Origin of the sequence: Streptomyces sp. NPDC001851 (assembly GCF_040297165.1) — a bacterium.
GTDB lineage: Bacteria > Actinomycetota > Actinomycetes > Streptomycetales > Streptomycetaceae > Streptomyces.
This window is the reverse complement of record NZ_JBEOYR010000037.1, coordinates 1-21,984: the sequence shown is the minus strand read 5'-3', so window position 1 is coordinate 21,984 and position 21,984 is coordinate 1. Positions and strand designations below refer to the sequence as shown.

Sequence of the window (21,984 nt, the reverse complement as noted above, 5' to 3'; positions counted from 1 at the left end):
CCACTGCGGGCGGCCCTAGGGTCTGCGCCGGCGGCCCGTCGCCCGGGACGCGGACCTGGGCTCGCGGGGCGTGCCGCGCGTCTCCCCGGTTCCGAGTTCGCCGTCGAGCACATGGTCGCCGTACAGGTCCCGCAGCCAGTTGCTCTGGTAGACGGTGTCGAGATAGCGCTCGCCGAGGTCCGGCGCGACGGCCACCGCGGTGAGGCCACGGGTGTCGTGCCGGGCCAGCCAGTCCGTCGCGCCGCTGACCACCGTCCCGGTGGAGCCGCCGAACAGGAAGCCGTGCCTGGCCATGCGGTGACAGGTCCGGATGGTGTCGGTCTCCTCGACACGGAGCACCTCGTCCACGTAGGACTCGTCGAGCAGCGGCGGGCGCATGCTCATCCCGAGGCCCGGGATCATCCGGCGGCCGGGCTCGCCGCCGAACGCCACCGAGCCCACGGCGTCCACGGCGACGATCCGCACCGGCCGGTGCCACTGCCGGAACCACCGGGCGCAGCCCATCAGGGTGCCGGTGGTGCCCGCCCCGACGAAGAGGACGTCCAGTTCCGGGAACTGGGAGGCGATCTCCGGGGCGGTGGTGCGGTAGTGCGCCAGCCAGTTGCCCGCGTTGGTGTACTGGCTGAGCCAGACGTACCGGTCGTCGGACGCGCACAGCGCACGGACGTACTCGATGCGCATGCCCAGGAACCCGCCGTTGGCGTCCTTGTCGGACACGATGTGCACGTCGCTGCCGAGCGCCTCCATCAGCAGTCTGGTCGACAGGTTGCACCGGGAGTCCGTCACACACAGGAACCGGTAGCCCTTGCTGGCGGCGATCATGCTGAGCGCGACGCCGAGGTTCCCGGACGAGGACTCGACGAGGATGGAATCCGGCGTCAGGAGTCCGTCACGCTCGGCGCTCTCCACCATCTCGTTCGCGGCCTTCAGCTTGATGGAGCCGGCGAAGTTGAAACCCTCGCACTTCAGGTAGAGGGGGTACCCGCAGATCGACTTCAGGTCGACGAAGAGATGGCCCTCGTTGAAGGCGTAGGGAGCGGATATGACAGGCACGGCGGGCCTCCTGGTGCCAGGCCGAGGACAGCGGCCTCAGCCGTATCGGCGCAGGTCGTGGAAGAAGTCGTCGATGAGGCGGAGGTTTCCCGCCCGGGCTACCTCGTCGTAGACGTACTTGCCGACGACGAGGTCGAGGACGCCGAGCCCGAAGGGCGAGAAGACCACCGGCCGGTCGGTCGGCGGTGCGGCCCGTCCGAGCATCACGTCGTTGAGGGTTCCGTTCAGGAAGTCCCGGTTGCCGGTCCGCTGTTCGACCAGGTGGGGGGACGTGTCGGCCTTCAGGCAGTGCTCGACGTCGTCCACGAAGTTGGCCGAGCCGAGCAGGATCTCGGGGGCGAGGTCGCGCAGGGACACGTGCAGGACCAGCGGGTTGTGCGTGAACCAGGCCGGGTCGGTGACATGCGGCTCGCCCGCGACGGTGGCGAACACCACGAGGTCGCTGGCGCGGACCAGGTCCTCGGCGCGGTCGTGGACGGTGATCCGCGCACCGGTGCCGGTCTGCCGCAGGTAGCCGCGGAAGCCGTCGGCGCTGTCGCGGGACACGTCGTGCACGCCGACCGTCTCGAAGTCCCAGCCCGTGCCGGCCAGGAAGGTGTGGATGTAACGGGCGATCAGGCCGGTGCCGAAGAAGCCGACCCGGGCCGGGCGGGGCCGGCCGCGGCTGAGCCAGTCGGCCGCCAGCGCCGCGGACGCCGCCGTACGGGTGGCGCTGATGATCGAGCTCTCCAGACAGGCGAACGGGTAGCCCGTGTCGTGGTCGTTGAGGATCAGTACCGCGGAGGCCCGCGGCAGCCCGGCGTTCACGTTCTCCGGAAAGCTGGAGATCCACTTCAGGCCGTCCACCCGGACCGGCCCGCCGATGGACGCCGGCAGCGCGATGATCCGCGCGGTGGGGCGGTCGGGGAACCGCAGGAAGTACGACGGCGGATTCACCGAGTCCCCGGCGCCGTGCAGCCGGTAGGCGGTCCCGACCAGCTCCACGAGCTCCTTCTCGCGCCCGCTCAGCGCGCCCTGCACCTGCTCACCGGAGATCACCGCGAAGGACGGCACCGAAGGCCGGCCGGGCACGGACCGCCGGGCGGTGCTCGACAGTACATCGGTCATCGTTCACTCGCCTCCGGGGTCGGGCAGCCGTCGGCCAGGCGAAGGGGCTCGGCCATGCCCACCAGGACCTGCCGCTCTCCGCTGAAGGGCTCCCGGCTGTGCGCGGTGCGGATGTTGTCCACGAGCAGCAGATCACCGGCCTGCCAGGGCTCGCGCCGGGTGTGCGCCTCGTAGGTGCCGTTCAGCAGCTCGACCACGTCCTCGCCGATCGGACTGCCGTCGCCGTAGCGGGTGTTGAACGGCAGACCGTCCGGGCCGTAGACGTCCACCAGGTACTCGCGCACCTCCGGGGCCAGCGTCCACTCGTTGAGGAAGGCGATCTGGTTGAACCAGCAGCGCCGGCCGGTGACCGGGTGCCGTACGACGGCGGCGCGGCGCTGCTCGGTGTGCAGCGACCCGTCGGCCAGCCAGGTGAAGTCGATGCCGTTGGCACGGCAGTAGCGCTCGATCCCGGCGCGGTCGGTGGTGCCGAACGACTCGGCGAGCGACGCCCCGATCTCGTCGTTGTAGGAGCGGGTCAGCAGCCAGCCCTCCCGCTCGAACCGTTCGGTCAGACCGGTGGGCAGCGCCGCGAGGACCTGTTCGGCGTCGGCGACCCCGGTCGCCCCGCCCTGCTCGGGCGCGGTCAGACACGCGAACAGCATCAAGCCGGGCACCTGGAGCCGGTAACTGAGCTCGTGGTGCATGCACATCGGCTGGTTGTCCGGCCAGGGGGTCGAGGAGTACAGCCCCGGCCCGTGCGCCGCACGCGGGGCGAACGCCTCCCGCTCCGTGATCAGGTCACCGGCCAGGGACGCGAAGACGGCGCCGACGGTGTCCGTGTCCCGCAGCCCGAGGCCGCGGACGACCAGCGCCCCGTGCTCGGTGACCTGCGCACGCAGCGCCTGGCGGTGCTCGGCTGCCCAGCTCGGGGCATCGCCCGGGACGTCGACGCGCAGCAGCGCGGGCCGGTCCGGCCGCAGCTCCGCATCGAGCGGGGATGCCAGGGATGAGGACGGCATCTCGGTTTCCTTTCGGTCGGCCGCCTGGGTTCAGGAGGAGGCGAGGGGGACGACGGCGCTCAGGACGGCCTGCGCCGCCTCGGCCGGACGGGCACGGAGGAAGTAGTGGCCGCCTTCGGCCAGTTCGTACAGATCGACGTGTTCGGCCAGCAGCAGCCAGTCACGGTGGCGCTGGGCGTAACCCCGCGTGTACGGGTCGTCGGCGGCGACGACCGCCAGGACGGGAGCGGTCAGCCGCACCGGCGGCGGGCTTTCCAGAGCGGCGCGGAAATAGGTGTGCGCGGACACGCAGTCGTGCCGGTAGGCGGCCCCGATGTGCCGGGCGTGCTGCTCGTTCAGCTCCGCGAGTTCGGCGTAGCCGCCGTCCGCGGTCAGCCGCGCCGCGACCTCGGCGTCGCTCCGGCCCGCCAGTTCGGCGATGGCGGCGTTCCGCTCGTCGGCGGTCCCGAGCAGGTGCGCACCGAGGAACACCCGCGTCACCCGGACACCGCGCTCCTGCAGCCTCCTGGCCGTCTCGACGGCCGGCGCGGTGCCCGAGGAGTGGCCCCACAGCATGACCCGGGCCGGGCCGCGCGCCGTGATCTCGGCGGCGACCTGCTCGGCCACCTGCTCGATCGTCGCGAACGGCTCGGGGTGCGCGGACAGCTGGTGACCGGGCGGCTCGACCGCGAGGACCGCGATCCCGCTGCCCGCCAACGCGCTCGCCAGCGGCTGGTAGTTGACCGCGTTGCCGCCCGCGTAGGGGAAGCACACCAGGACGCACTCCGGCGTACCGCCCGCTGCCGTCAGCGGCTGCAGCAGCTCCGTTCGCCGGTGGGACGTGCCGTCGAGGAGGGCCGCCAGGTCGGCGAGCACGGGGTGCCGGGTGATGTCCTTCAGGGACACCGCGCGGTCCAGGGCGATGCTCAGCTTGACCGCGGTCAGGGAGGTGCCGCCGGAGTCGAAGAAGTGGTCCGTGCGGCAGATCTGCCGCTCGGGTACCCCCAGCAGTTCGGCCCAGGCCGCCGCGAGTCTCCGCTCGGCCGGGCTGAGCACGTCCTCTCCCGCCGCGTCCGCTTCGGGGGCCGGCGCCGTCCGTTCCGCCAGCCCGGTCAGGGCCTTGCGGTCGGTCTTGCCGTTGGCGGTCAGCGGAAGGCCGTCCCGCCAGTGGAAGGCCGAGGGGACCATGTAGGCGGGCAGCGCCGCGCCGAGTGCCTCGCGCAGCACCTCCGGCCGCTGCCGCGCGCCGGTGTAGAAGGCGATGAGCTGCTTGCTCCCGCCGGCCCGCTCGGCGACGACCACCGCGCCGTCCCGGACACCGTCCACCCGCAGCAGACAGTTCTCGATCTCGCCGATCTCGATGCGGAAGCCCCGGATCTTCACCTGGTTGTCCCGCCGGCCGAGGAACTCCAGCTTGCCGCCGGGGTGCCAGCGCCCCCAGTCACCGCCCAGGTAGAGCCGCTCACCGGGCCGGTACGGGTCCGCCCGGTACGCCTCACGGGTCCGCTCGGGATCGTTGACGTACCCCCGGCCCACACAGACACCGGAGAACGCGATCAGCCCCGGGGCGCCCAGCGGCACCAGGGACAGCTGCTCGTCCACGACGTAGACGCGCACGTTGCCCACCGGACGCCCCAGCAGCACCCGGTCCGGTACGGCGTCCAGGACCTCGTGGTTGGTGTCGTCCGAAGTCTCGGTCAGCCCATAGGCGTTGAGCAGCCTGATCCCCGGCTGGACCGCGAACCAGCGCTGCACCAGCTCCCGCTTCAGCGCCTCCCCGGTCACCGACACACACCGCAGGTCCGGCAGCGCCCGGGGGTGCCGCTCCAGGTACGAGACGACGACCTCCAGGTAGGAGGGCACGACCTGCGCCACGCCGACCCGGCCGCGCTCCAGGGTGTCGACGAACCGCTCCACGTCCGTGATCACGTCCTGCTCGACCAGCAGGGTCCGGCCGCCGACCAGCAGGGCCGAGATCAGCTGCCACAGGGAGATGTCGAAGCACTGCGGCGCCGTCTGCGCCACGACACTGCCCTCGCCGATACCCAGGTCGTCGATCTTGGCGTGGAGATGGTTGAGCAGCCCCGCGTGCTCGCACATCGCCCCCTTCGGCTCGCCGGTGGAGCCGGAGGTGAAGTAGATGTAGGCCAGCCGGCCGGCGTCGATCGGGAGGCCGAGGTCGCCGTCCTCGTGCGGTTCCGCGTACGCCGCGTCGATCAGCAGCTTCCCGCATCCGGGCAGGGCGGCCAGCGCCTGGTCGAGGGTGCGGGTGCTGCCGGATTCGGTCAGGACCAGCCGGCACCCCGCGCGCGACAACGTTGCCGTGATCCGGCCGGCCGGGAAGTGCGGCTCGACCGGCAGGTAGGTGCCGCCCGCCTTGAAGACCGCCAGCGTCGCCGCCAGCCAGTCGAGGTTGCGTTCGGTGACGACGGAGACCACGTCCTCCGCGCCCAGCCCCCGTGCCAGCAGCGCCCGCGCCAGCCTGTTCGCGCGCCGGTTGAGTTCTCCGTACGTCCACTCCCGCCCGCCGTGCACGGCCGCCACCGCCTGGGGATGGGCCCGTACGCGTTCCTCGAAGAGCTCGTGGGCCCGCGCGTCCGGCAGCGGCCGGCGGGGACCGGCCAGGCCTTCCAGCTGCTCGTGCACCTCGTCCGCGGACAGCAGGCTCTGCCGTGTGTGGTCGGCGTGCACGTCCGCCGCCATCGACCGCAGCGCCGCCAGGTGGTAGCCGGCGATCCGCGCCGCGGCCGTGGCGTCCAGCACGTCCGTGCGGTGCCTCAGGCGCAGCATCAGCCGTCCGCCCCGGTCCGACCAGCGCACCTGCAGCACACCGTCGTCGACATGGGCCTCGTCGTCCCCCATCGGCCCGAACACGACCTCGTACGACGGCTCCGTCAGCCCCAGCTCGCGGCGCAGCTCGGCCACCGGGAACTCCCGGGCCGCCAGCAGCTCCGCCTCGGTGTGTTCGGTGGCCGCCACCAGGTCCCGCCAGGACCCGGGGGCGACGGTCAGGCGGCAGGGCAGCGGCTCGCCGTGCACTCCGGCGGTGTACCCCGTCACCACCTCCTGCTCGCCGGACAGCGCGGCCAGCACCTTGGCGTGCGCCGCCAGCAGCAGCGCGCTGATCGGCACGCCCGACCGCCGTACCAGTGCGCGCACCGCGTCCGCCAGGTCGTCGGGGACGGCCGTCTCCTGCTCGGCCGTTCCGGCGACCCGCTGCCGTGTCCAGCGGGGCACGGCGGTGGTACCGCCGGCGGTCAGCACACGGCTCCAGAACTCCCGGTCCGGCCGGTCCGTCTGCACGCGCGTTCCCATCGCACGTCCTTCCTCAACTCGCGGTCGCCGCGGAGGCGTTGGCTGTCGACGTGGCTTGGCCGGTGCCGCGGGGCAGGCTGCGGGCCTGCGGCATGTCCACGGCGGGGTTGCCGCCCCACTGGGCGTCCGGGGGGACTTCCTCGCCCTTCATGAGGAAGGAATCGGGTGCCAGCACCGCACCGTCGCCCATGGTCACGCCGTAGTGCACATGGGCGCCGACGCCCAGCGTGCAGCGGGCGCCGAGCGTGGAGCGGTCGGACTTGAAGGTGCCGTCCTCCTGCGAATGGCACTGGATCTTGCTGCCGGCGTTGAGGGTGCACTCGTCGCCGATGGTGGTGAGGGTCCGCTCGGTCAGGTAGCAGCCGTCGTCGAACACCCTGCGGCCGATGCGCACGCCCAGCAGCCGCCAGACCAGGGCCTTGAAGGGCGTGCCGTTGAAAATGTTGAGGTAGTGGTCCGGTACCTTCCACAGGCGCTCGTGCCACCAGAAGTACGGGTCGTAGATGGAGCACAACCGGGGCCGCAACCCACGGAACACCGCGATGCACCGCTCCACCAGGACGAAGTAGAGGGTGCTGAACGCGAGCGTGACGGCCAGGTATCCGGCGATCACCACGTGTCCGAGCGCTCCGTACAGATCCACGGACACGAGCCCGAACAGGGTGAGGGCGAAGGTGTGCAGCCACCGCACGCCCAGCATCACGGCCATCGAGCGCAGGTTGTAGCGGTTCTTCGCGGCGAGGCTGCGGCGCAGTGCGTCGCCGGTCCGCAGGTCGTCGAACCGCGCGTCCCGTTCCACCGACCGGGGTATCTCGAAGCAGGGCGAGCCCAGGAGCCCCACGTTCTCCCGGACCTCGCCGTCGAGGGGGACCATCACCTTCGTCGCGAGCAGGCAGTTGGCGCCCGTTCTGCCGCCCGCGGGATAGGCGATGTTGTTGCCGAGGAAGTTGCGCGGCCCGATCGACGCGCGGGCCAGCCGGAAGGACGTACTGGAATAGTCGGCGTTGAGGACGGACAGCCCGTCGGCCACCATCGTTCCGCTGCCCACCGAGACCAGGAACGGGGTCTCGTGCTGCACTTCGGTGCCGAAGTTCGACCCGGTCTGCTCGACCCGCGACAGGTCGTATCCGATCCCCTGGAGATAGGGGACGATGTAGGAGCTGTCGCCGAACAGCCAGGCGAAGAACCTGATGTTCGTCATGCGGGCCGTCGCCCGGTGGACCGCGTAGTGGAATCCGTACAGGGGATAGACCCGGTCCGGCTTGACGACCAGCGCCAGCAGCCGGGGAACGGTGCACAGGGCCGCCAGTCCCAGGACGACGAAGCCGCAGAACAGCACGAGCGAGAGCTCCAGCGCGTCCGGGATCAGCTCCGACCGCTTCAGCGGGGCCGTCTGCGGATCGAGGCGGTTGCCGATCGCCGGTACCTCGGTGAACAGCATGTACACCCCGCCGACGGTCAGCGGTATGTACACGAGGAACAGCTGCAGCAGCGTCCCTAGGCCGAACCAGGCCCGGCGGGCGGTCCCGCAGCGGGCCGGCGCGACCCGCACGTAGTCGGTCCGCGTGGGCTCCGCGGGCGAGCCGTGCCAGTGCTCACCGTCGGGTACCGCCTGGCCGCGGTGCAGGGCGGAGGCGTGACCGAGCTGTGCGCCGTCGCCCATCGCGGTGTCGATGTCCAGGACGGTCTTCTCACCGATGTACACGTCCCGGCCGAGCGTGATCCGGCCGGTCTGGACGCGCCCCGCGTGGGCCCGGTAGCCGAGGAGGAAGGAGTCCTTGCGGATCACCGTGCCGGCGCCGATGGTCAGCAGATCGGTGCAGACCGGGACGGAGTGGGAGAGGATCGTGACGCCCTTGCCGATCCGCGCGCCGAGGGCCCGCAGATACAGCACGTACAGCGGGGTTCCGGCGAGGAAGACCATCGGGTTCGCGTGGAGCAGTACCTTGACGAGCCAGAAACGCAGATACGTCAGGCCCCAGACGGAGAACTCATCCGGTTTCCAGCGGCCCACGAGAAGCCATTTCGCGACGATGGGGAACGCGCACAGAACGAGGAACCCGATGCCTCCGAAGAGGAACGACCGCAGATAGACGTCGGCCAGCCCCGAACCGGTGGCGATCCACTCGTATCCCGCGGCGGTGGCGAACCCGGAGACGAGGGAGTAGCCGAGAAAGGCCAGCAACTGGACGGTGCCGCAGAGGAAATGAACCAGCCGCTTTCCGCGCTCCGTCAGAGCGGGCGGCGCCTTGCGCCCCGGGGAGGGCACGGTCGCTGGGGCCGCCGGTGCGGTCGCCGCCTGGACGGGTGCGGCTCCGACGGTCGCCGCTTCGGCGGGCGCCGCGGGAACGGCTTCCCCGAGGGCCGCCGTCAGGCTGCGGATGGTCGGATGCCGGTAGATGTCCTTCATGGACGGGGACGGCAGATCCGCTCTTTTCCGAATGCGCGCGCAGAACTGGGCCATGACCAGGGAATTGGCGCCGAGGTCGGTGAAGAAGTGGCTGTCGACGGGGACCCGCTCGGCGCCCGTGACGTCGGCCAGTGCCTCCGCGAGCCTGCGCTCGGTCTCCGCTATATGGACCTCGGAGGACTGCTCCACCATGCGATCTCCCGGAGAACGTGTGAAACGCCAGTGGCTGGTTCTTTTCTGGTCATGAACCGGCAGATCAAGTCTGGCCAGGCGGACGGGAGGCTGCCACTTCTGCTCGGCCGCCCACCGCGCGCAGAATGCCCGGGGGGTCCGTATTCCTTGGTGCCGCACACGAATGGGGCACACGGGGAATCACCCGAACGGCGGTCCTCGCCGCCGCGCGCATCCCTCGGTCCCAGGGTGGGCCTCAGGCGGCGAGCCGCTCCCGTGCCGCGGTCCGCGCCGCGCACACCATGGGGGATGCGGGCGGGGGTGGCCGGACCCTGGCGTGTTTACGACAGTCATGTTGCAGGGCGCCCGTTCCCGTGTCGCAGGGTGGGGGAGTGCGAGACGATGGCGGCTCGGAGGAGGACGACTGGTGAACACCGCTGTCGGAGTGGGGAACGGGAGTCAGGTGGACCATGGCGGTACCGCCGGAGCCCGGGCGTCCGAGCCGCTGACCCGGCCGCACATCGTGGCGGCGGGGCTGCGGCTGCTGGAGCGCGAGGGCGCGGCCGGGATCAGTATGCGCAAGCTGGCCGTCGAACTGGGCAAGGCCCCGGCCGCCGTCTACCGGCACGTCAGCAACAAGCGGGAACTGATGTCCCTGCTGCTCGACGAGGTGACCCGCCGGATCGTCATCCCGGACGCCGGGGACGACCCCCGCGCGGTCGTGCTGGAGGCGGCGCAGAGCGCGCACCGCGTGCTGGAGGAGCACGGGTGGATCGCCACCGGCATGCTCGACGGGGAACTGCTGGACGCCACCTCCCTGCGGCTCTCCGAGTTCATCCTGGAGACCCTGGTCCGGGGCGGGATGAGCGACGCGCAGGCAGCGCGCCTGCACGTCGCCATCTGGCAGTACCTGGTGGGGCATCTGGTCGCCGAGCGGTCCGGGACACCGTACGGAGCGGCCACGGCGCCAGGTGAGGGCGGGGACGAGGAGTACCCGACCGTGCGCCGGGTCGCCCCGCTCATCCGAGGGATGAGCGATCAGGAACGGTTCACGGCCGGGCTGCGGGCCCTGCTCGACGGGGCGTTCGCGGAGCTGGGCGCCGCGCGCCGCGCCCCGGCCGCCGGCGCCGCACCGCGCGTCAGCCCGTCCGCAGCTGCGTCAGCGGGGTGAGCGCGGCCCGGTGCGGGTGGATCAGCACCGGAGCTGGGGCAGGCCCCTCCTCGGGGGGAAAGAACTTGGCCAGTTCGTGCCGTCCGCTGATGCGCAACTTCCGGTAGGAGTGGGTGAGATGGGACTCGACGTTGCGCAGGGTCACCTTCAGCTGCTGCGCGATGCTGCGGTTGCTCAGCCCGCGTGAGGCCAGCTCGGAGACCTGTCGCTCGGTGGGCGTCAGCAGCGATTCCGTGGAGTCCTTGCGCGGGTCCGGCCGGCCGCCCGCGCCCCGCAACTCCTGCTGCACCGCCGCCACCAGGCCGCCGGCACCCAGCGAGATGCCGACCTCGTTGGCGCGGTGCAGCAGTTCGCGGGCGCGTCCGGTCTTGCCGATGCGCCGGTGGGCGGTGCCCGCCGCGTAGAGGGCGTGCGCGAACAGCAGGGGCGCCGGGGCGGGTTCGAGGAGTTCCACGGCCTGGCCGGCGAGCTGGAGCGCCTCGTGTCCCGAGCCGGCCGCGGCCTGGGCGACCAGGGCCCGGCCCAGGGCGAAGGGCACGCCCCAGCGGCGGGCCAGTTCCGTCTCCTCCTGGGCGATACGGCGGGCACCGGCCACGTCGCTGAGGGCCAGCTGGAGCGCGGCCCGGGTGGAACGCCAGGGCAGGATCGCCGGGTTGACCACCCCCCGGCGTTCCAGCTCCGCCGCGCAGTGGGCGATCAGGGCGAGCCCGCGCCGGGTCTCGCCGAGCCGCCCCAGCGCCCGCCCGGCGCTGTGCAGGAGGTGCAGCCGCCACCAGGTGACGGGCTGGTCACCGGGCAGCGGCGGACCTTCGTCGAGGAGGGCGCCGGCACCGGCGATGTCGTCCTTCTCCAGGGCCACGTCGATGAGCACACTGCGGGCGAGCGCCCCGGTGTGGTGGGTGTCGGCACCGATCCGGGAGAGCAGTTCCAGCGCCTCCCCGGCGTCGTCCCCGGCCTCCGTCAGCAGACCACGGTGGAGCTGGACCAGGCCGCGCACGGCGAGCGCCTCGGCGGTCCGGGCCACATTGCCCTCGGCGCGCGCGAGCCGCACCTCGGTGTCCATGCGCTGCTGGGCGTCGTCCACATCGCCCGCCCACAGCAGGGCGAGCAGCGCGTGGTACCAGGTGGGTGAGCCGTACGGGGCACGGGGCACGGACAGGATGCGGTGGGCGATCCGCCGTACCGCGGGCGCGGAGTCGCCGCGGGCGGTACGGAGCAGCAGCACCCGCTCCAGCCGGTCCTCGTCCCCGTCCCCGGGCCGGTAGCTGCCCTCGTGGAGCCGGATGTGGGTGAGCCCCTGGCGCAGCCGCGCGGCGGCCGCGGGGTCAAGGGCCCCGACCTCCCGTTGCGCCTCCTCCAGCACCCGGCGGGCACGCGGGAGTTCGTCGAGGCGCAGCAGGATGTCGGCCAGCCGCAGCGCCTGGCGGCTCCGCTCGGCGGGCCCGGAGGCGACGGCGGTGTGCGCGGTCAGGGCGCCGGCGGCCGCGGGCAGGTCGAGGCGGGTGAGCACCTGGATGCGCAGGTCCTCGGCGCGCGCGGCCAGTTCCGGAGGCAGGCCGTGCAGGACGGCCTTCTCGATCAGCCGGCGGGCGCCCGCCGGATCGGGCCCGGCCATGCCGTGGGCGATGTCCAGCAGCAGCCGGGTCATCCACGGTTCGTCCAGGCGGTGCGAGCGCAGGAGATGGGTGGCGATGTCCTCGCAGGGGGCGCCGCGCAGCCGGAGGCAGTGCGCGGCGAGCCGGTGCAGCTCGGCGCGCTCGGCGCACGGGATGTCCTGGTAGAGGAGTTCGGCCAGCAGCGGGTGGCGGAATCTCAGGTCGTGGGGCCGCAGCAGCCCCGACTCGGTGAGCCGGCCCAGACATCGGCAGGCGTGCTCCGTGGGGATGCCGCACAGGGCGGCGAGCAGGGCGGCGTCCAGCGGGGCGCCCAGGACGCTGGCCGCCCGGGCGACCTGTACGCCGTGCGGGTCGAGCCGCCGGAGCAGGCACAGGATGCGCTCCTTGACCGCCTGGAGCCGGGTCCGTTCCTCCGGCGGGTCCGCCGGTCCGTGGCCCGCGGGGTGCTCGTCCCCGGTGGTGCAGGGCGGGGCGGTGCGGACCGCGGGCACGGTCCGTATCTGCTCGGTCAGGAGATACGGGTTGCCCCCGCTCTCCGCGATCAGGGCGTCCACGGACTCCTGGCCGTGGCCGCAGAGCGCGGCGGCGAGGTCGAAGGCGGCACTCGGGCTCAGGTCGTGCAGATGGATGTGGCGGTCGGGGCGGACGCCCTCCAGGAACTCGACCAGCAGATGCTGGTCGGACGCCGGTTCCCCGCAGCGCTTGGTGGCGAGCAGGACCACCGGGAGGTTCTCCAGACGGCGGGTCAGAAAGCCGAGCCACAGCAGGGACTGACGGTCGGCGTGCTGGACGCAGTCGACCGTCAGCAGGATCGCGGTGCGCCCGGCCGCCCGGCCCAGACACGCGCACAGCTCCGCGAGGAGCGGGTAGTCGGGGGCGGCCGGGTCCGTGGCGCCGTCGGACGCGCCGCACAGCGCGAAAGCCCGCTCCCACACGTGTGCCGCTTCGGGCAGCGTCCCGAGGAGCTGGTGCACGACCCCGAAAGGAAAGCGCTGCTCGGTCGGGGACGCGGTCGCCGACAGCACGGCCATCCCCTGCTCGCGGGCGCTCGCCTCGGCCCAGCGCAGGAGTGTCGTCTTGCCGGTCCCGATGATGCCCTCCACCAGTGCGACCGCTCCCGTGCCGGCTCTGGTGGCGTCGAGCAACTCGCTGATGATCTTCGCTTCTTCGCTCCTGCCGAACAGTTCCCGGGGCACCGGCCCCACACCTCCTGCCTGAACAGTGAACGACCTGGGTGACAAGGAATTCGGATGAGGCCCAGAAAGCCAGAATCTTTGAACACGCCAAACCGGCGCCGTCAAGCCCGTCTTCCGGTCATGGCGGGACCGGCGCCGGCACCGTGGAAAAGATTTCGCCAGGGGGCACGGGAAGCGCGTGCGAGATCTCCCCCATTGCTCCCCCTGGACACCGGTGAACGGCGTACACGTCCGATGCGCCCGACGCTAGCACGAGAACCCGTTGAATTTGTACAGCTTGTTCGACCCGTCGGTTCCGGAGCGTGTTTCTTCGGCCAGTGCTTCGGTCCCACCGTATTGATCTCCGCGGGTACCGCACGGATACGGTCGGCACGGCTCAGAGCCGGTGACCGGTGGCCTGTACACGGAACGCGGCCACCGCGTATCCCGGCCCATTCCCCCGTCGTGTTGGCGGAATCTGGTGGAAGGAGCGGTCCCCCCGTGTCCGTGATCAGTCAGGAGCTCGGCGGCGGTCGTGCCGAGCAGTTCGTGTTGTCCCTGGCCGGTATCCTGCCGTACGTCTACGAGCAGGCCTGGCAGTCCGTGCTGGAGGGCTCGCCCGTGCTGCGCGAGGCCCTGCCCGAGTCCCGGTTCCCGCTGCAGGTCGTGGACTGGCGGGCCACCCGCACAGCCGTGCAGGACGTGCGGCTCGCCGAACGGCTGGCCCGGGAGGCCGCCGCCGGACTCGGCTGCGACGGGGGGCCGTCGATGCGCGCCACCCTCATCCGGCGCACCGACCGGACCTGGACCTTCGCCTGGCGGTATGCCCGCGGGCTGCTGGACCGCGGGACCGGACTGCGCCTGCTGGAGGAGGCCGCCGACGCGTACGGCGTGCTGCTGCGCGGCGGCACCCCGGGGCGAGCGCGGACCCGGCTCGCGGCCGGCACCCCGCAGCGCCCCGGTGCCCGTCTCGCCGAGCCGGTGAGCGGCTGATGAGCGACTCCTCGGTGCGCCTGTTCTGCCTGCCGTTCGAGGGCGTCTCGGCGGGCGTCTATCTGCCCTGGTGCGAGGCACTCGGCCCCTCGGTGGTCGTCACCCCTGTCGAACTGCCCGGACGCGGGCGCCATCCCCGAACCCGCCTCCACTCCCGGATGGAGCCGCTGCTCGCCGACGTCATGCCGTACGTGGCCCGCATGTGCGACCGGCCGTTCGCGCTGTACGGACACGGCTTCGGCGCCCTCGTCGCGTACGAGATCGCCGCCCGGCTGGAGTGGGAGCACGACGCCGTGGCCGAACGGCTCTACGTCTCCGGCGCCGGCCTGCCGCACCGCCCGGCACCCGATCGGGCGGTCGGCGGACTGCCGGACACCGAGATGCTGCGCCGGCTCGGCGAGCACGGCCGGATCCCCCCGGGCGCCCGGGACCCCCGGCGGGCGGCCCGGGTGCTCACCGCGCTGCGCGCGGACCGCACCGTCCTGGAGACGTACCGGCGCGATCCACGCCATGTCGTGCACTGCCCCGTCACCGTCATGACCGGGCGGGACGACCGCAGCGTCACCGCCGCCGACCTCGCCGGATGGCGCCGGTGCACCCGGCGTCCGCTGCGCACGGAAACGTTCCCCGGCGGCCACTACTTCCCGCTCACGGCCGGCTGGGAACTCCTGGACACCTTCGGCCGGGACCTGATCCGCCCGCAGGCGGCGCGCCGTGCCATGGCGGCCTCGGCCGCGGCCTATTGACCGGCCGGCGCCTGTCACCATTCCGGAAACGGCAACAGGAATTGCCCGGCGGTCACGGCATGCTCATGCTGGCCACCGGAGGTGACCGTATGACCACACACCACACCGAGGACGTCGACGGCGACGCCCTCGGCACCGAGCCGGAACTGGAGGCGGAACTGCACTCCGGTCTCCTGGCGGACGCGGCCCGCTGGCTGCGGGGCCTGCTCGGGCCCGAGGAAGGGGTGGCGGCGGCGGTCCGCCGGGTGCTGGACGTGGGCAGCGGGCCGGGAGCGGCCTCCTGCGAGCTGGCCCGCGCCTTCCCGCGGGCGGAGGTCGTCGCCGTGGACCGGTCCCCGTCGCAGCTGGCCCGGGCCAGGATCAGGGCCGCGGAACTCGGGCTGACCGGTCGGCTCACCACGCTGCCGGCCGAACGGCCCGAGGAGTTCGGCGAACTGGGCCCGGCCGACCTGATCTGGACCGGCAACGTCTGCCGTCACCTGGGCGACCAGCAGGCAGCCCTGACGAGCCTGGCGTCCGCCCTGCGCCCCGGCGGCCTGCTCGCCGTCTGCGAACGCGGTCTCCCGCCCCGCTTCCTGCCCCGCGACATAGGCATCGGACGGCCCGGTCTGCAGGCCAGGCTGGACGCGGCGCTGGAGGACCGGTTCGCCGACCGGCGGGCCCGGCTGCTCGGTGCCACCTCCGTGGTCGAGGACTGGTCGCGCCTGCTGGCCGCGGCCGGGCTCGTCCCGGCCGGCACCCGCACCTTCCTGATCGACCTCCCCGCCCCGCTGGGCCCGTCCGCGCGCCTGTACCTGCACACCCGGCTGACCCGGCTGCTCGCCGAGATCGGTGACCGGCTCGACCTCGCCGACCGGCTGACCGTGGAGCAGCTCGTGGACGGCGACGCCTGCACCGGCATCCTGTGGCGGCCCGACGCCTTCTACCTCACGGCGGTCACGGTGCACACCGCCCGCCTGTGCACGGGCCGCGCCTGAGCGACCCGCGGGGCCGCGCCCCCTGACCGCGGGCCGCCCGGACCGGCAGGCGCCATTCACCGTGCGCCGCATTCACCGAAGAGCGCGTTCTCTTTTCCTTTCCGCACCGCGGAGAACGCGCCCTGCGGCATACCCGGATTCCGGGAACACCCCCGTACGCCCTTCCCGCCACTTTTCCGGAACCCCCGGACGGCCCGCCCGCCCCCGGGGGCGCACCGGTATGCCGGCGTGCGCTACGGCCCAGATTCTTCGGTCAGCCCTACGGTGCCACCGTATTGAGGCGCCCACCCCCGCACTCCTACGTTCCTCCCGTGGCCACCGCCACGAGGAATTGCTGAAACCGGACGCTTCACGGTGAGTTACGGAGGTCTCGTGGAGATTCAGGTTCTGGGCCCCCTGCACGCAGCGGTCAGCGGAGTTCCGGTCACCCCGACGGCGGGAAAGGAACGGCAGATCCTGGCGCTCCTCGCCCTGCACCCGGGGCGGCTCGTGCCGGTGACCACCCTGATCGAGGAGGTATGGGGGCCCCGGCCGCCGCGCACCGCGCACACCACCGTCCAGACGTACGTCCTGCGGCTGCGCCGCGCCCTGGCCGCCGCCCTCGGCGGTCCGGACGGCCCGCACCGCGCCCGCCGGCTGCTGGCCACCGGGCACGGGGGCTATCTGCTGCGGACCGCGGAGGACGACGTCGACGCCTTCGCGTTCCAGCGGGCGGCGCAGGCCGGCCACGCGGCCTTCGCCGACGGCGACGGCGAGCGGGCCGCCCGGCTGCTGCGCGACGCGCTGGCGCTGTGGCGGGGGCCGGTCCTGGTCGACGTGCCCACCGGGAAGCCGCTGCGCGTCCAGGCGGCCCGCCTGGAGGAGTGCCGGCTGCTCGCCACCGAGCGGCGCGTCGACGCCGAGCTGCGCCTCGGCCGCCACGGCGAACTCCTCCCGGAACTCACCGAACTGACAGCGCGTCATCCCGCCAACGAGCGGCTGCACGCGCAGGCCATGGTCGCGTTCTACCGCTCGGGGCGGCAGGCCTCGGCGCTGGAGCTGTACCGCGCCCTGCGCCAGAGGCTGGTCGGCGAACTGGGCCTGGAGCCCTCGCCGCAGCTCCAGCGGCTGCACCAGGCGATGCTCGCGGTCGATCCCCGGCTGGACGTCCTCACCCAGGGCGGCAGGCCCACGCCGACCTTCGACCTGTACGCGGCCTGACCACCACGACACCCCCACCGCACCCCGGCACCCGTCCCAGCGAAAGGTGACACCGTGACGGACCAGGACCAGATCCCCACCCTCTACGAGTGGGCCGGCGGCGCCGAGGCGCTGAGCCGGCTGACCGAGGAGTTCTACTCCCGCGTCCGCGAGGACGACCTGCTCGCCCCGCTCTTCGCCGGGATGTCGGACGACCACCCCCAGCACGTCGCCACCTTCCTCGGCGAGGTGCTCGGCGGCCCGGACGACTACACCCGGCACCACGGCGGCTACCGGCACATGCTCTCCCGGCACCGCAACCGGGCCATCCGGCCCGAGCAGCGGGAACGCTGGGTGGAGCTGATGCGCCAGGCCATGGACGTGGTGGGACTCCCGCAGGACGCGGAGTTCCGCTCGGCGTTCATCGGCTACATCGAGTTCGGCTCGCGCCGCGCCATGGCCAACTCCCAGCCGGGCGCCGGGCCCACCCGCCGCACGACCATCAAGGAGTGGGGCTGGGGCGAGGCCGTGCCCGGCGACGACTGACCGACGGCCGCCCCTGGACGTCCCGGTATCGGCAACAAATGTTGTCCGTCCGCCACGCCCGGTCCCAGCATGGGCACCACTGGTGATCACCACGGATACGCGGATCGCCGAGGCACCGCCCAGCGCGTGGCCGCGACTCCCCCCGCCCGGCAGGCCGCCGCGCCACCCGCCCCGATCCGCCCGCCCGAACAACCCGAACAAGGAGTTCGCCCATGCGTATGACCACTCCCGGGCCGGCGCGCCGCGATACCGCGCAGACCGGTCCCGAGCAGTCCGGAGGTGGCCGCCGATGAGCGCCCAGACCGAACAGCTCCAGGCAGTTGCCCGCAAGACCACCGACCGGCTGCCGCTCGGGGTCTACCTGCTCGCGTTCAGCCTGTTCGCGATGGGCAGCGCCGAGTTCCTGCTCGCCGGCGTCCTGCCGGACATCGCCGACGACCTGGGGATCTCCCTGTCCGAGGCGGGCGCGCTGATCTCGGCGTTCGCGGTCGGCGTGGTGATCGGCGGTCCGCCGCTGGCCGTCCTGACCCTGCGCTGGCCGCGCCGCACCACCCTGGTGGTCTCGCAGGGCCTCTTCGCCGTCTGCGTGGCGATCGGCCTGGTCACCGACAACTTCGCGGTGCTGCTGGTCACCCGCTTCCTGTGCGGCCTCGCCTACGCCGGGTTCTGGGCGGTCGCCGCGGTCACCGCGATCAGCCTCGTCACACCCGACCGCACCGCCCGCGCCTCGGGCGTGGTGGTCAGCGGCCTCAGCGTCGCCATGGTGGCCGGCGGCCCGGCCGGCGCGCTGCTGAGCCACTTCACCTCCTGGCAGGGCGGCTTCTGGGCGGTCGTCGCCCTCACCGCCGTCGGTGCGCTGTCCACGGTCGTCGCCGTGCCCGCCACCCGGGCCGCGCAGGAGCCCAGTGTGCGGCGGGAGCTGCGCACGATGAAGCAGCCGCAGCTGTGGGTGGTGTACGCCGCGACCCTGCTGAGCACCGCCGCCTACATGATCTCGTACAACTACCTCGCGGCCTTCCTCACCGACATCACCGGCGTCCGCGCGGTGTGGGTGCCCGCGATCCTGGTCCTGTTCGGCATCGGCGCCTTCGTCGGGCTGTCCATCGGCGGCCGGATCTCCGACGGGCGCCCCCATCACGCGCTGCTGACCGGAGCGGCCGGAATCCTGGTCGCGTCCGTGCTGCTCGCGCTGCTCGCCCACCACGCGGTGGCCGTCATCCCGCTGGTGCTGATCCTCGGCGTCGCGGGATTCGTGCTCAACCCGGCCGTCTACGGGCGGGTGTTCACCGTCGCGGCCGGGGCGCCCACCCTCGCCGGTGCCACCGCCGTCTCCATGTTCCAGCTCGGCATCAGCCTGGTGCCCGTCCTCGCCGGAGTGGCCCTCGGCGCCGGTGCCGGTCTGACCTCGATTCCCTGGCTCGGTGCCGGCCTGGCCGTCCTCACCGTCCCGGTCGTCCTGATCGACCGGGCGATAGCCCGTGGCCGGGCCGGGAACTCCCCGTCCGGCGACGACTGATCCGCTGCCGCCGTTGCGCACATTCCACCGTCGAGAGCCGTGGAGCACGTCCCGGAGCGAGCTGCTCCACGGCTCTTCCCAAGGAGGATCGAATGGACAACAAGCTCGGCTACGAACTCGGTAACTGGGTCGTGTCGCAGATCCAGAGCCCGGACCGCCCGACGCACACGACGTTCTCGCTGCTCGACCGGGAATGGGAGCTGCTGCCCGAGGTGTTCCCCCCGTTCACGGACCCGGGACCCGGTCTGTTCGCCTCCTGGGTGCCGTACGAGAAGGGCAGCCGGTTCCTGGAGATGGGCTGCGGCGCCGGGCTCTCCGCGGTGCTCGCCGCACAGCAGGGCGCCGAGCGGGTGCTGGCGCTGGACGTCAACCCGGCGGCCGTGGAGAACACCCGCCGCAACGCCGCCCGGCACGGCGTGTCCGACCGGGTGACGGCCCTGCACAGCGACCTGTTCGACGCCCTGGACCCGGCCGAGGTGCTGGACCTCGTCTTCTGGAACACCCCGTTCATCGAGGCGCCCGAGGACCGCCCCTACGGCGGCGGGATCGAGCGGGCGGTCTTCGATCCCGGCTACGCACTGGTGCGCCGGTTCTTCCGGGACGCGGTGCCCCACCTCTCGGCCGAGGGGCGGGTGTATCTCGGCACCAGCGAGGCGATGGGAAATCCACGGAAAATGCTGCGGGCCGCCGCCGACGCCGGTTTCGAGGGCCACCGGTACCGCAGCGAGACCGTCGAACTCCGGGCGGCGGATTTCCCCGAGTCCCCGGTGGTGGAGGCCCACACCAACGAGCGCGGAACCGTGGACATGGACTTCACGATGTACGAGTTCCTGCGCCGCTGACCCGTAGGGCCCGGCCTGGAAGGAAACCCGGCGCGACGCCCCCCGAACCATCAGATCCGACGGAATCGATTCGCTTTTACTCGATCCGGGCGATACGCCAGCGCCCTGGAAGATTGGAATGTGATGAACGCCATCGGAAAGGCAGACGGCAACAGCTTCGACGTGGTCATCGCCGGCAACGGAGTCCTCGGGCTGTCGCTCGCCTGGGTCCTCGCCCGGCGCGGACAGCGGGTCGCCGTGCTCGGCCGGCCGCACCGCCCCTGGGCCGGCTCCACCGCGGCCGGCGCCATGCTCGGCTGCTTCGGCGAGGTCACCACCTCCCTGCTGGCCAGCGAACACGGCCGGGCCAAGCTGGAACTCGGCATCCAGGCCGCCGCGTTGTGGCCGCAGTGGCTGGCCGAGCTGGAGGACCGGACCGAGGGCGCCCCCGTCAAGACCGCGCAGGGCACCACCGTCATCCTCAACACCATCGGCACGGCCGAGATCGACGACGCCAACTACAACGCCATCCGCGCCGAACTCACCCGCTACTCCGAGCCGTTCGAGGACGTCGAGCCCGCCGACCTCGACTGGGTGGACGCCGAACCGATCTCCCGCCCGCTGAAGGCCTTCCACATACCCGGCGAGCACGCGGTCAACGCCGCCGCCCTGCTGGAGCGCCTGGAGGCGGCCGTCGTACAGGCCGGGGGCACCCTCGTCCCCGAGTTCGCCACCCGCGTCGAGTACCAGGGCGACCGCGTCACCGGGGTCGTCCTCTCCGACGGGGAGCGGATCGCCGCCGGCCACGTCATGCTGGCCGCCGGAGCCCGCACCCAGGAGCTCCTGGACAGCCTGCCCGTCGGCCCCCGCATCCCCCGCCTGGTGAGCGGCTACGGAGTCTCCTCCCTGATCAGGACCGTGGACGGCACCACCCCGGACAGCGTCATCCGCACCCCGAACCGCTCCTTCGCCTGCGGCCTGCACATCGTCCCGCGCGGCGAAGGGCACGTCTACGTCGGTGCCACCAACGTCATCTCGGTCGAGCCCCGCGACACCGCGGAGATGCGCGACCTGGTCTTCCTCCTGCAGTGCGCCCACCGCCAGGTCCGCCGCAGCCTGTGGAACAGCGACGTCACCAAGGTCCAGGTCGGCAACCGCCCGGTGTCCATGGACGCCTTCCCGCTGCTCGGTGAGGGCGGTATGCGCAACCTGTGGATCATGACCGGCACCTACCGGGACGGCCTGCACCTCTCCCCGCTGCTGGCCCAGGACTTCGCCGCCCGCATCCTCGGCGAGGAGCCCCAGGCCGACCTGGCCCGGTTCGCCCCCGTACGGCAACCGCTGCAGACCGGGACCCGCGAGGAGATCGTGGACGTCCTCATCGACCACCAGATGGGCATCGGCTACGAGCAGGACTGGACGATCCCGGTCGAGTGGCACCAGTGGATCGAGATGGACCTGCGGCCCGGCACCCTCGCCTGGGCGAACGAACTCGACCCCGAGTTCACCCCGCCGGCCGAGCTGCTCTTCGCGTCCCGCTTCGAACCGGAGCTGGTCAGCGTCCTCCGGAAGTACTACGCCACCTGCCGCGAGTACAGCTGACCCGCAGCGGGCGAGCTCCCTGACGCAACCCCTGAACCGCCGTACGGGCCGGCCTCGGTTCGCCACCTGCCCGTACCGCCCGTCGAGAAAGGACAGTGCAATGGCAGTCGAGACGATCGACCCGCCCGGCCTTCCCGAGCCCTACGGCTGGCGGCAGCTGGCCGTCGGCACCGGCAGCCGGGTGGTCTTCCTCAGCGGCCAGACGCCGCGCACCGCCGACGGTGAGCCGGTGGGCATGGGCGACCTCGCGGCCCAGACCGAGCAGGTCTACCTCAACATCGCCACCGGACTGGCCGCGGCCGGCGCCACCTTCGACGACGTGCTCCGCCTGACCATGTACGTCGTGGACTGGTCGCTGCCCAAGTGGGAGGAGATCACCGCGGGCGCCAAGCGCGCCGCCGCCAAGCTCGGCGTCGACGTCGTCCGGCCCACCACCCTGGTCGGGGTCGCCACCCTCGCCGAGCCCGACTTCCTCATCGAGGTCGAGGCCACGGCCATCGCCTCCTGAGCAGCGCTCCGCGGGGCGCCGGGACCGCCGCCCGGCGCCCCGCGGAGCCCGTTGTGCCGATGTGCGCGGTGCCCCGCACCCCCGGAAGGGGTGCGGGG

General features: G+C 72.5%; 16 protein-coding genes. 10 read left to right on the top strand and 6 right to left on the bottom strand.

Features of this window, described 5'->3' with window-relative positions:
• Positions 1–15: 15 nt before the first annotated feature.
• Genes sbnA through ABT171_RS37075 form a run of 5 tightly spaced genes read right to left on the bottom strand, consistent with a single transcriptional unit; the run spans position 16 to position 9,057 of the window.
• Complete coding sequence (sbnA, locus tag ABT171_RS37095) at positions 16–1,053, bottom strand: 2,3-diaminopropionate biosynthesis protein SbnA (RefSeq protein ID WP_351250824.1); 1,038 nt, start codon at positions 1,051–1,053, stop codon at positions 16–18.
• A gap of 36 nt (positions 1,054–1,089) precedes the next feature.
• Positions 1,090–2,160 (bottom strand): 2,3-diaminopropionate biosynthesis protein SbnB, encoded by a 1,071-nt coding sequence (gene sbnB, locus ABT171_RS37090; RefSeq protein WP_351250823.1) that lies wholly within the window; start codon positions 2,158–2,160, stop codon positions 1,090–1,092.
• Entirely contained in the window at positions 2,157–3,161 is a 1,005-nt protein-coding gene (locus tag ABT171_RS37085) for a TauD/TfdA family dioxygenase (RefSeq protein ID WP_351250822.1), read from the bottom strand. The genes sbnB and ABT171_RS37085 overlap by 4 nt, the downstream gene beginning before the upstream one ends.
• Before the next feature lie 30 nt (positions 3,162–3,191).
• Entirely contained in the window at positions 3,192–6,455 is a 3,264-nt protein-coding gene (locus tag ABT171_RS37080; protein WP_351250821.1) for a non-ribosomal peptide synthetase, read from the bottom strand.
• Between the two features lie 13 nt (positions 6,456–6,468).
• Entirely contained in the window at positions 6,469–9,057 is a 2,589-nt protein-coding gene (locus ABT171_RS37075) for a Pls/PosA family non-ribosomal peptide synthetase (RefSeq protein WP_351250820.1), read from the bottom strand.
• 406 nt (positions 9,058–9,463) lie between these two features.
• Here ABT171_RS37075 and ABT171_RS37070 point away from each other — a divergent pair, with 406 nt between their 5' ends.
• Complete coding sequence (locus tag ABT171_RS37070) at positions 9,464–10,207, top strand: TetR/AcrR family transcriptional regulator (protein WP_351250819.1); 744 nt, start codon at positions 9,464–9,466, stop codon at positions 10,205–10,207.
• Here ABT171_RS37070 and ABT171_RS37065 read toward each other — a convergent pair.
• Positions 10,176–13,019: a helix-turn-helix transcriptional regulator gene (locus ABT171_RS37065; protein WP_351250818.1), complete on the bottom strand. Its 2,844-nt coding sequence runs from the start codon at positions 13,017–13,019 to the stop codon at positions 10,176–10,178. The genes ABT171_RS37070 and ABT171_RS37065 overlap by 32 nt on opposite strands.
• Positions 13,020–13,499: 480 nt before the next feature.
• Here ABT171_RS37065 and ABT171_RS37060 point away from each other — a divergent pair, with 480 nt between their 5' ends.
• The 9 genes from ABT171_RS37060 to ABT171_RS37020 all read left to right on the top strand — a co-directional run bounded on the left by ABT171_RS37060 (position 13,500) and on the right by ABT171_RS37020 (position 21,886).
• Complete coding sequence (locus ABT171_RS37060) at positions 13,500–13,991, top strand: condensation domain-containing protein (RefSeq protein WP_351250817.1); 492 nt, start codon at positions 13,500–13,502, stop codon at positions 13,989–13,991.
• Entirely contained in the window at positions 13,991–14,737 is a 747-nt protein-coding gene (locus ABT171_RS37055) for a thioesterase II family protein (RefSeq protein ID WP_351250816.1), read from the top strand. The genes ABT171_RS37060 and ABT171_RS37055 overlap by 1 nt, the downstream gene beginning before the upstream one ends.
• An 89-nt stretch (positions 14,738–14,826) precedes the next feature.
• Positions 14,827–15,714 carry a methyltransferase gene (locus ABT171_RS37050; RefSeq protein WP_351250815.1) on the top strand — a complete coding sequence of 296 codons (888 nt, stop codon included), beginning with the start codon at positions 14,827–14,829 and terminating at the stop codon, positions 15,712–15,714.
• 372 nt (positions 15,715–16,086) lie between these two features.
• Positions 16,087–16,914, top strand: coding sequence for an AfsR/SARP family transcriptional regulator (locus ABT171_RS37045; RefSeq protein WP_351250814.1), 828 nt, complete (start codon positions 16,087–16,089; stop codon positions 16,912–16,914).
• A 54-nt stretch (positions 16,915–16,968) separates the two neighbouring features.
• The gene (locus ABT171_RS37040) at positions 16,969–17,439 is read left to right on the top strand and encodes a group II truncated hemoglobin (RefSeq protein ID WP_351250813.1); all 471 of its coding nucleotides are present in this window, start codon (positions 16,969–16,971) and stop codon (positions 17,437–17,439) included.
• Positions 17,440–17,728: 289 nt separating this feature from the next.
• Complete coding sequence (locus tag ABT171_RS37035; RefSeq protein ID WP_351250812.1) at positions 17,729–18,955, top strand: Cmx/CmrA family chloramphenicol efflux MFS transporter; 1,227 nt, start codon at positions 17,729–17,731, stop codon at positions 18,953–18,955.
• A gap of 92 nt (positions 18,956–19,047) precedes the next feature.
• Positions 19,048–19,797, top strand: coding sequence for a methyltransferase (locus ABT171_RS37030; RefSeq protein WP_351250811.1), 750 nt, complete (start codon positions 19,048–19,050; stop codon positions 19,795–19,797).
• 123 nt (positions 19,798–19,920) lie between these two features.
• Entirely contained in the window at positions 19,921–21,378 is a 1,458-nt protein-coding gene (locus ABT171_RS37025; RefSeq protein WP_351250810.1) for an NAD(P)/FAD-dependent oxidoreductase, read from the top strand.
• A 100-nt stretch (positions 21,379–21,478) separates the two neighbouring features.
• A complete protein-coding gene (locus tag ABT171_RS37020) occupies positions 21,479–21,886 on the top strand; it encodes a RidA family protein (protein WP_351250809.1) in 408 nt (135 codons plus the stop codon).
• Positions 21,887–21,984: the final 98 nt, after the last annotated feature.

What these genes read in the sequence shown, in the direction of transcription:
- sbnB (WP_351250823.1), bottom strand. Translation starts at nt 2,160, where the DNA reads ATGACCGATGTACTGTCGAGCACCGCCCGGCGGTCCGTGCCCGGCCGG.
- ABT171_RS37085 (WP_351250822.1), bottom strand. Translation starts at nt 3,161, where the DNA reads ATGCCGTCCTCATCCCTGGCATCCCCGCTCGATGCGGAGCTGCGGCCG.
- ABT171_RS37080 (WP_351250821.1), bottom strand. Translation starts at nt 6,455, where the DNA reads ATGGGAACGCGCGTGCAGACGGACCGGCCGGACCGGGAGTTCTGGAGC.
- ABT171_RS37075 (WP_351250820.1), bottom strand. Translation starts at nt 9,057, where the DNA reads ATGGTGGAGCAGTCCTCCGAGGTCCATATAGCGGAGACCGAGCGCAGG.
- ABT171_RS37055 (WP_351250816.1), top strand. Translation starts at nt 13,991, where the DNA reads ATGAGCGACTCCTCGGTGCGCCTGTTCTGCCTGCCGTTCGAGGGCGTC.
- ABT171_RS37050 (WP_351250815.1), top strand. Translation starts at nt 14,827, where the DNA reads ATGACCACACACCACACCGAGGACGTCGACGGCGACGCCCTCGGCACC.
- ABT171_RS37035 (WP_351250812.1), top strand. Translation starts at nt 17,729, where the DNA reads ATGAGCGCCCAGACCGAACAGCTCCAGGCAGTTGCCCGCAAGACCACC.
- ABT171_RS37030 (WP_351250811.1), top strand. Translation starts at nt 19,048, where the DNA reads ATGGACAACAAGCTCGGCTACGAACTCGGTAACTGGGTCGTGTCGCAG.
- ABT171_RS37025 (WP_351250810.1), top strand. Translation starts at nt 19,921, where the DNA reads ATGAACGCCATCGGAAAGGCAGACGGCAACAGCTTCGACGTGGTCATC.
- ABT171_RS37020 (WP_351250809.1), top strand. Translation starts at nt 21,479, where the DNA reads ATGGCAGTCGAGACGATCGACCCGCCCGGCCTTCCCGAGCCCTACGGC.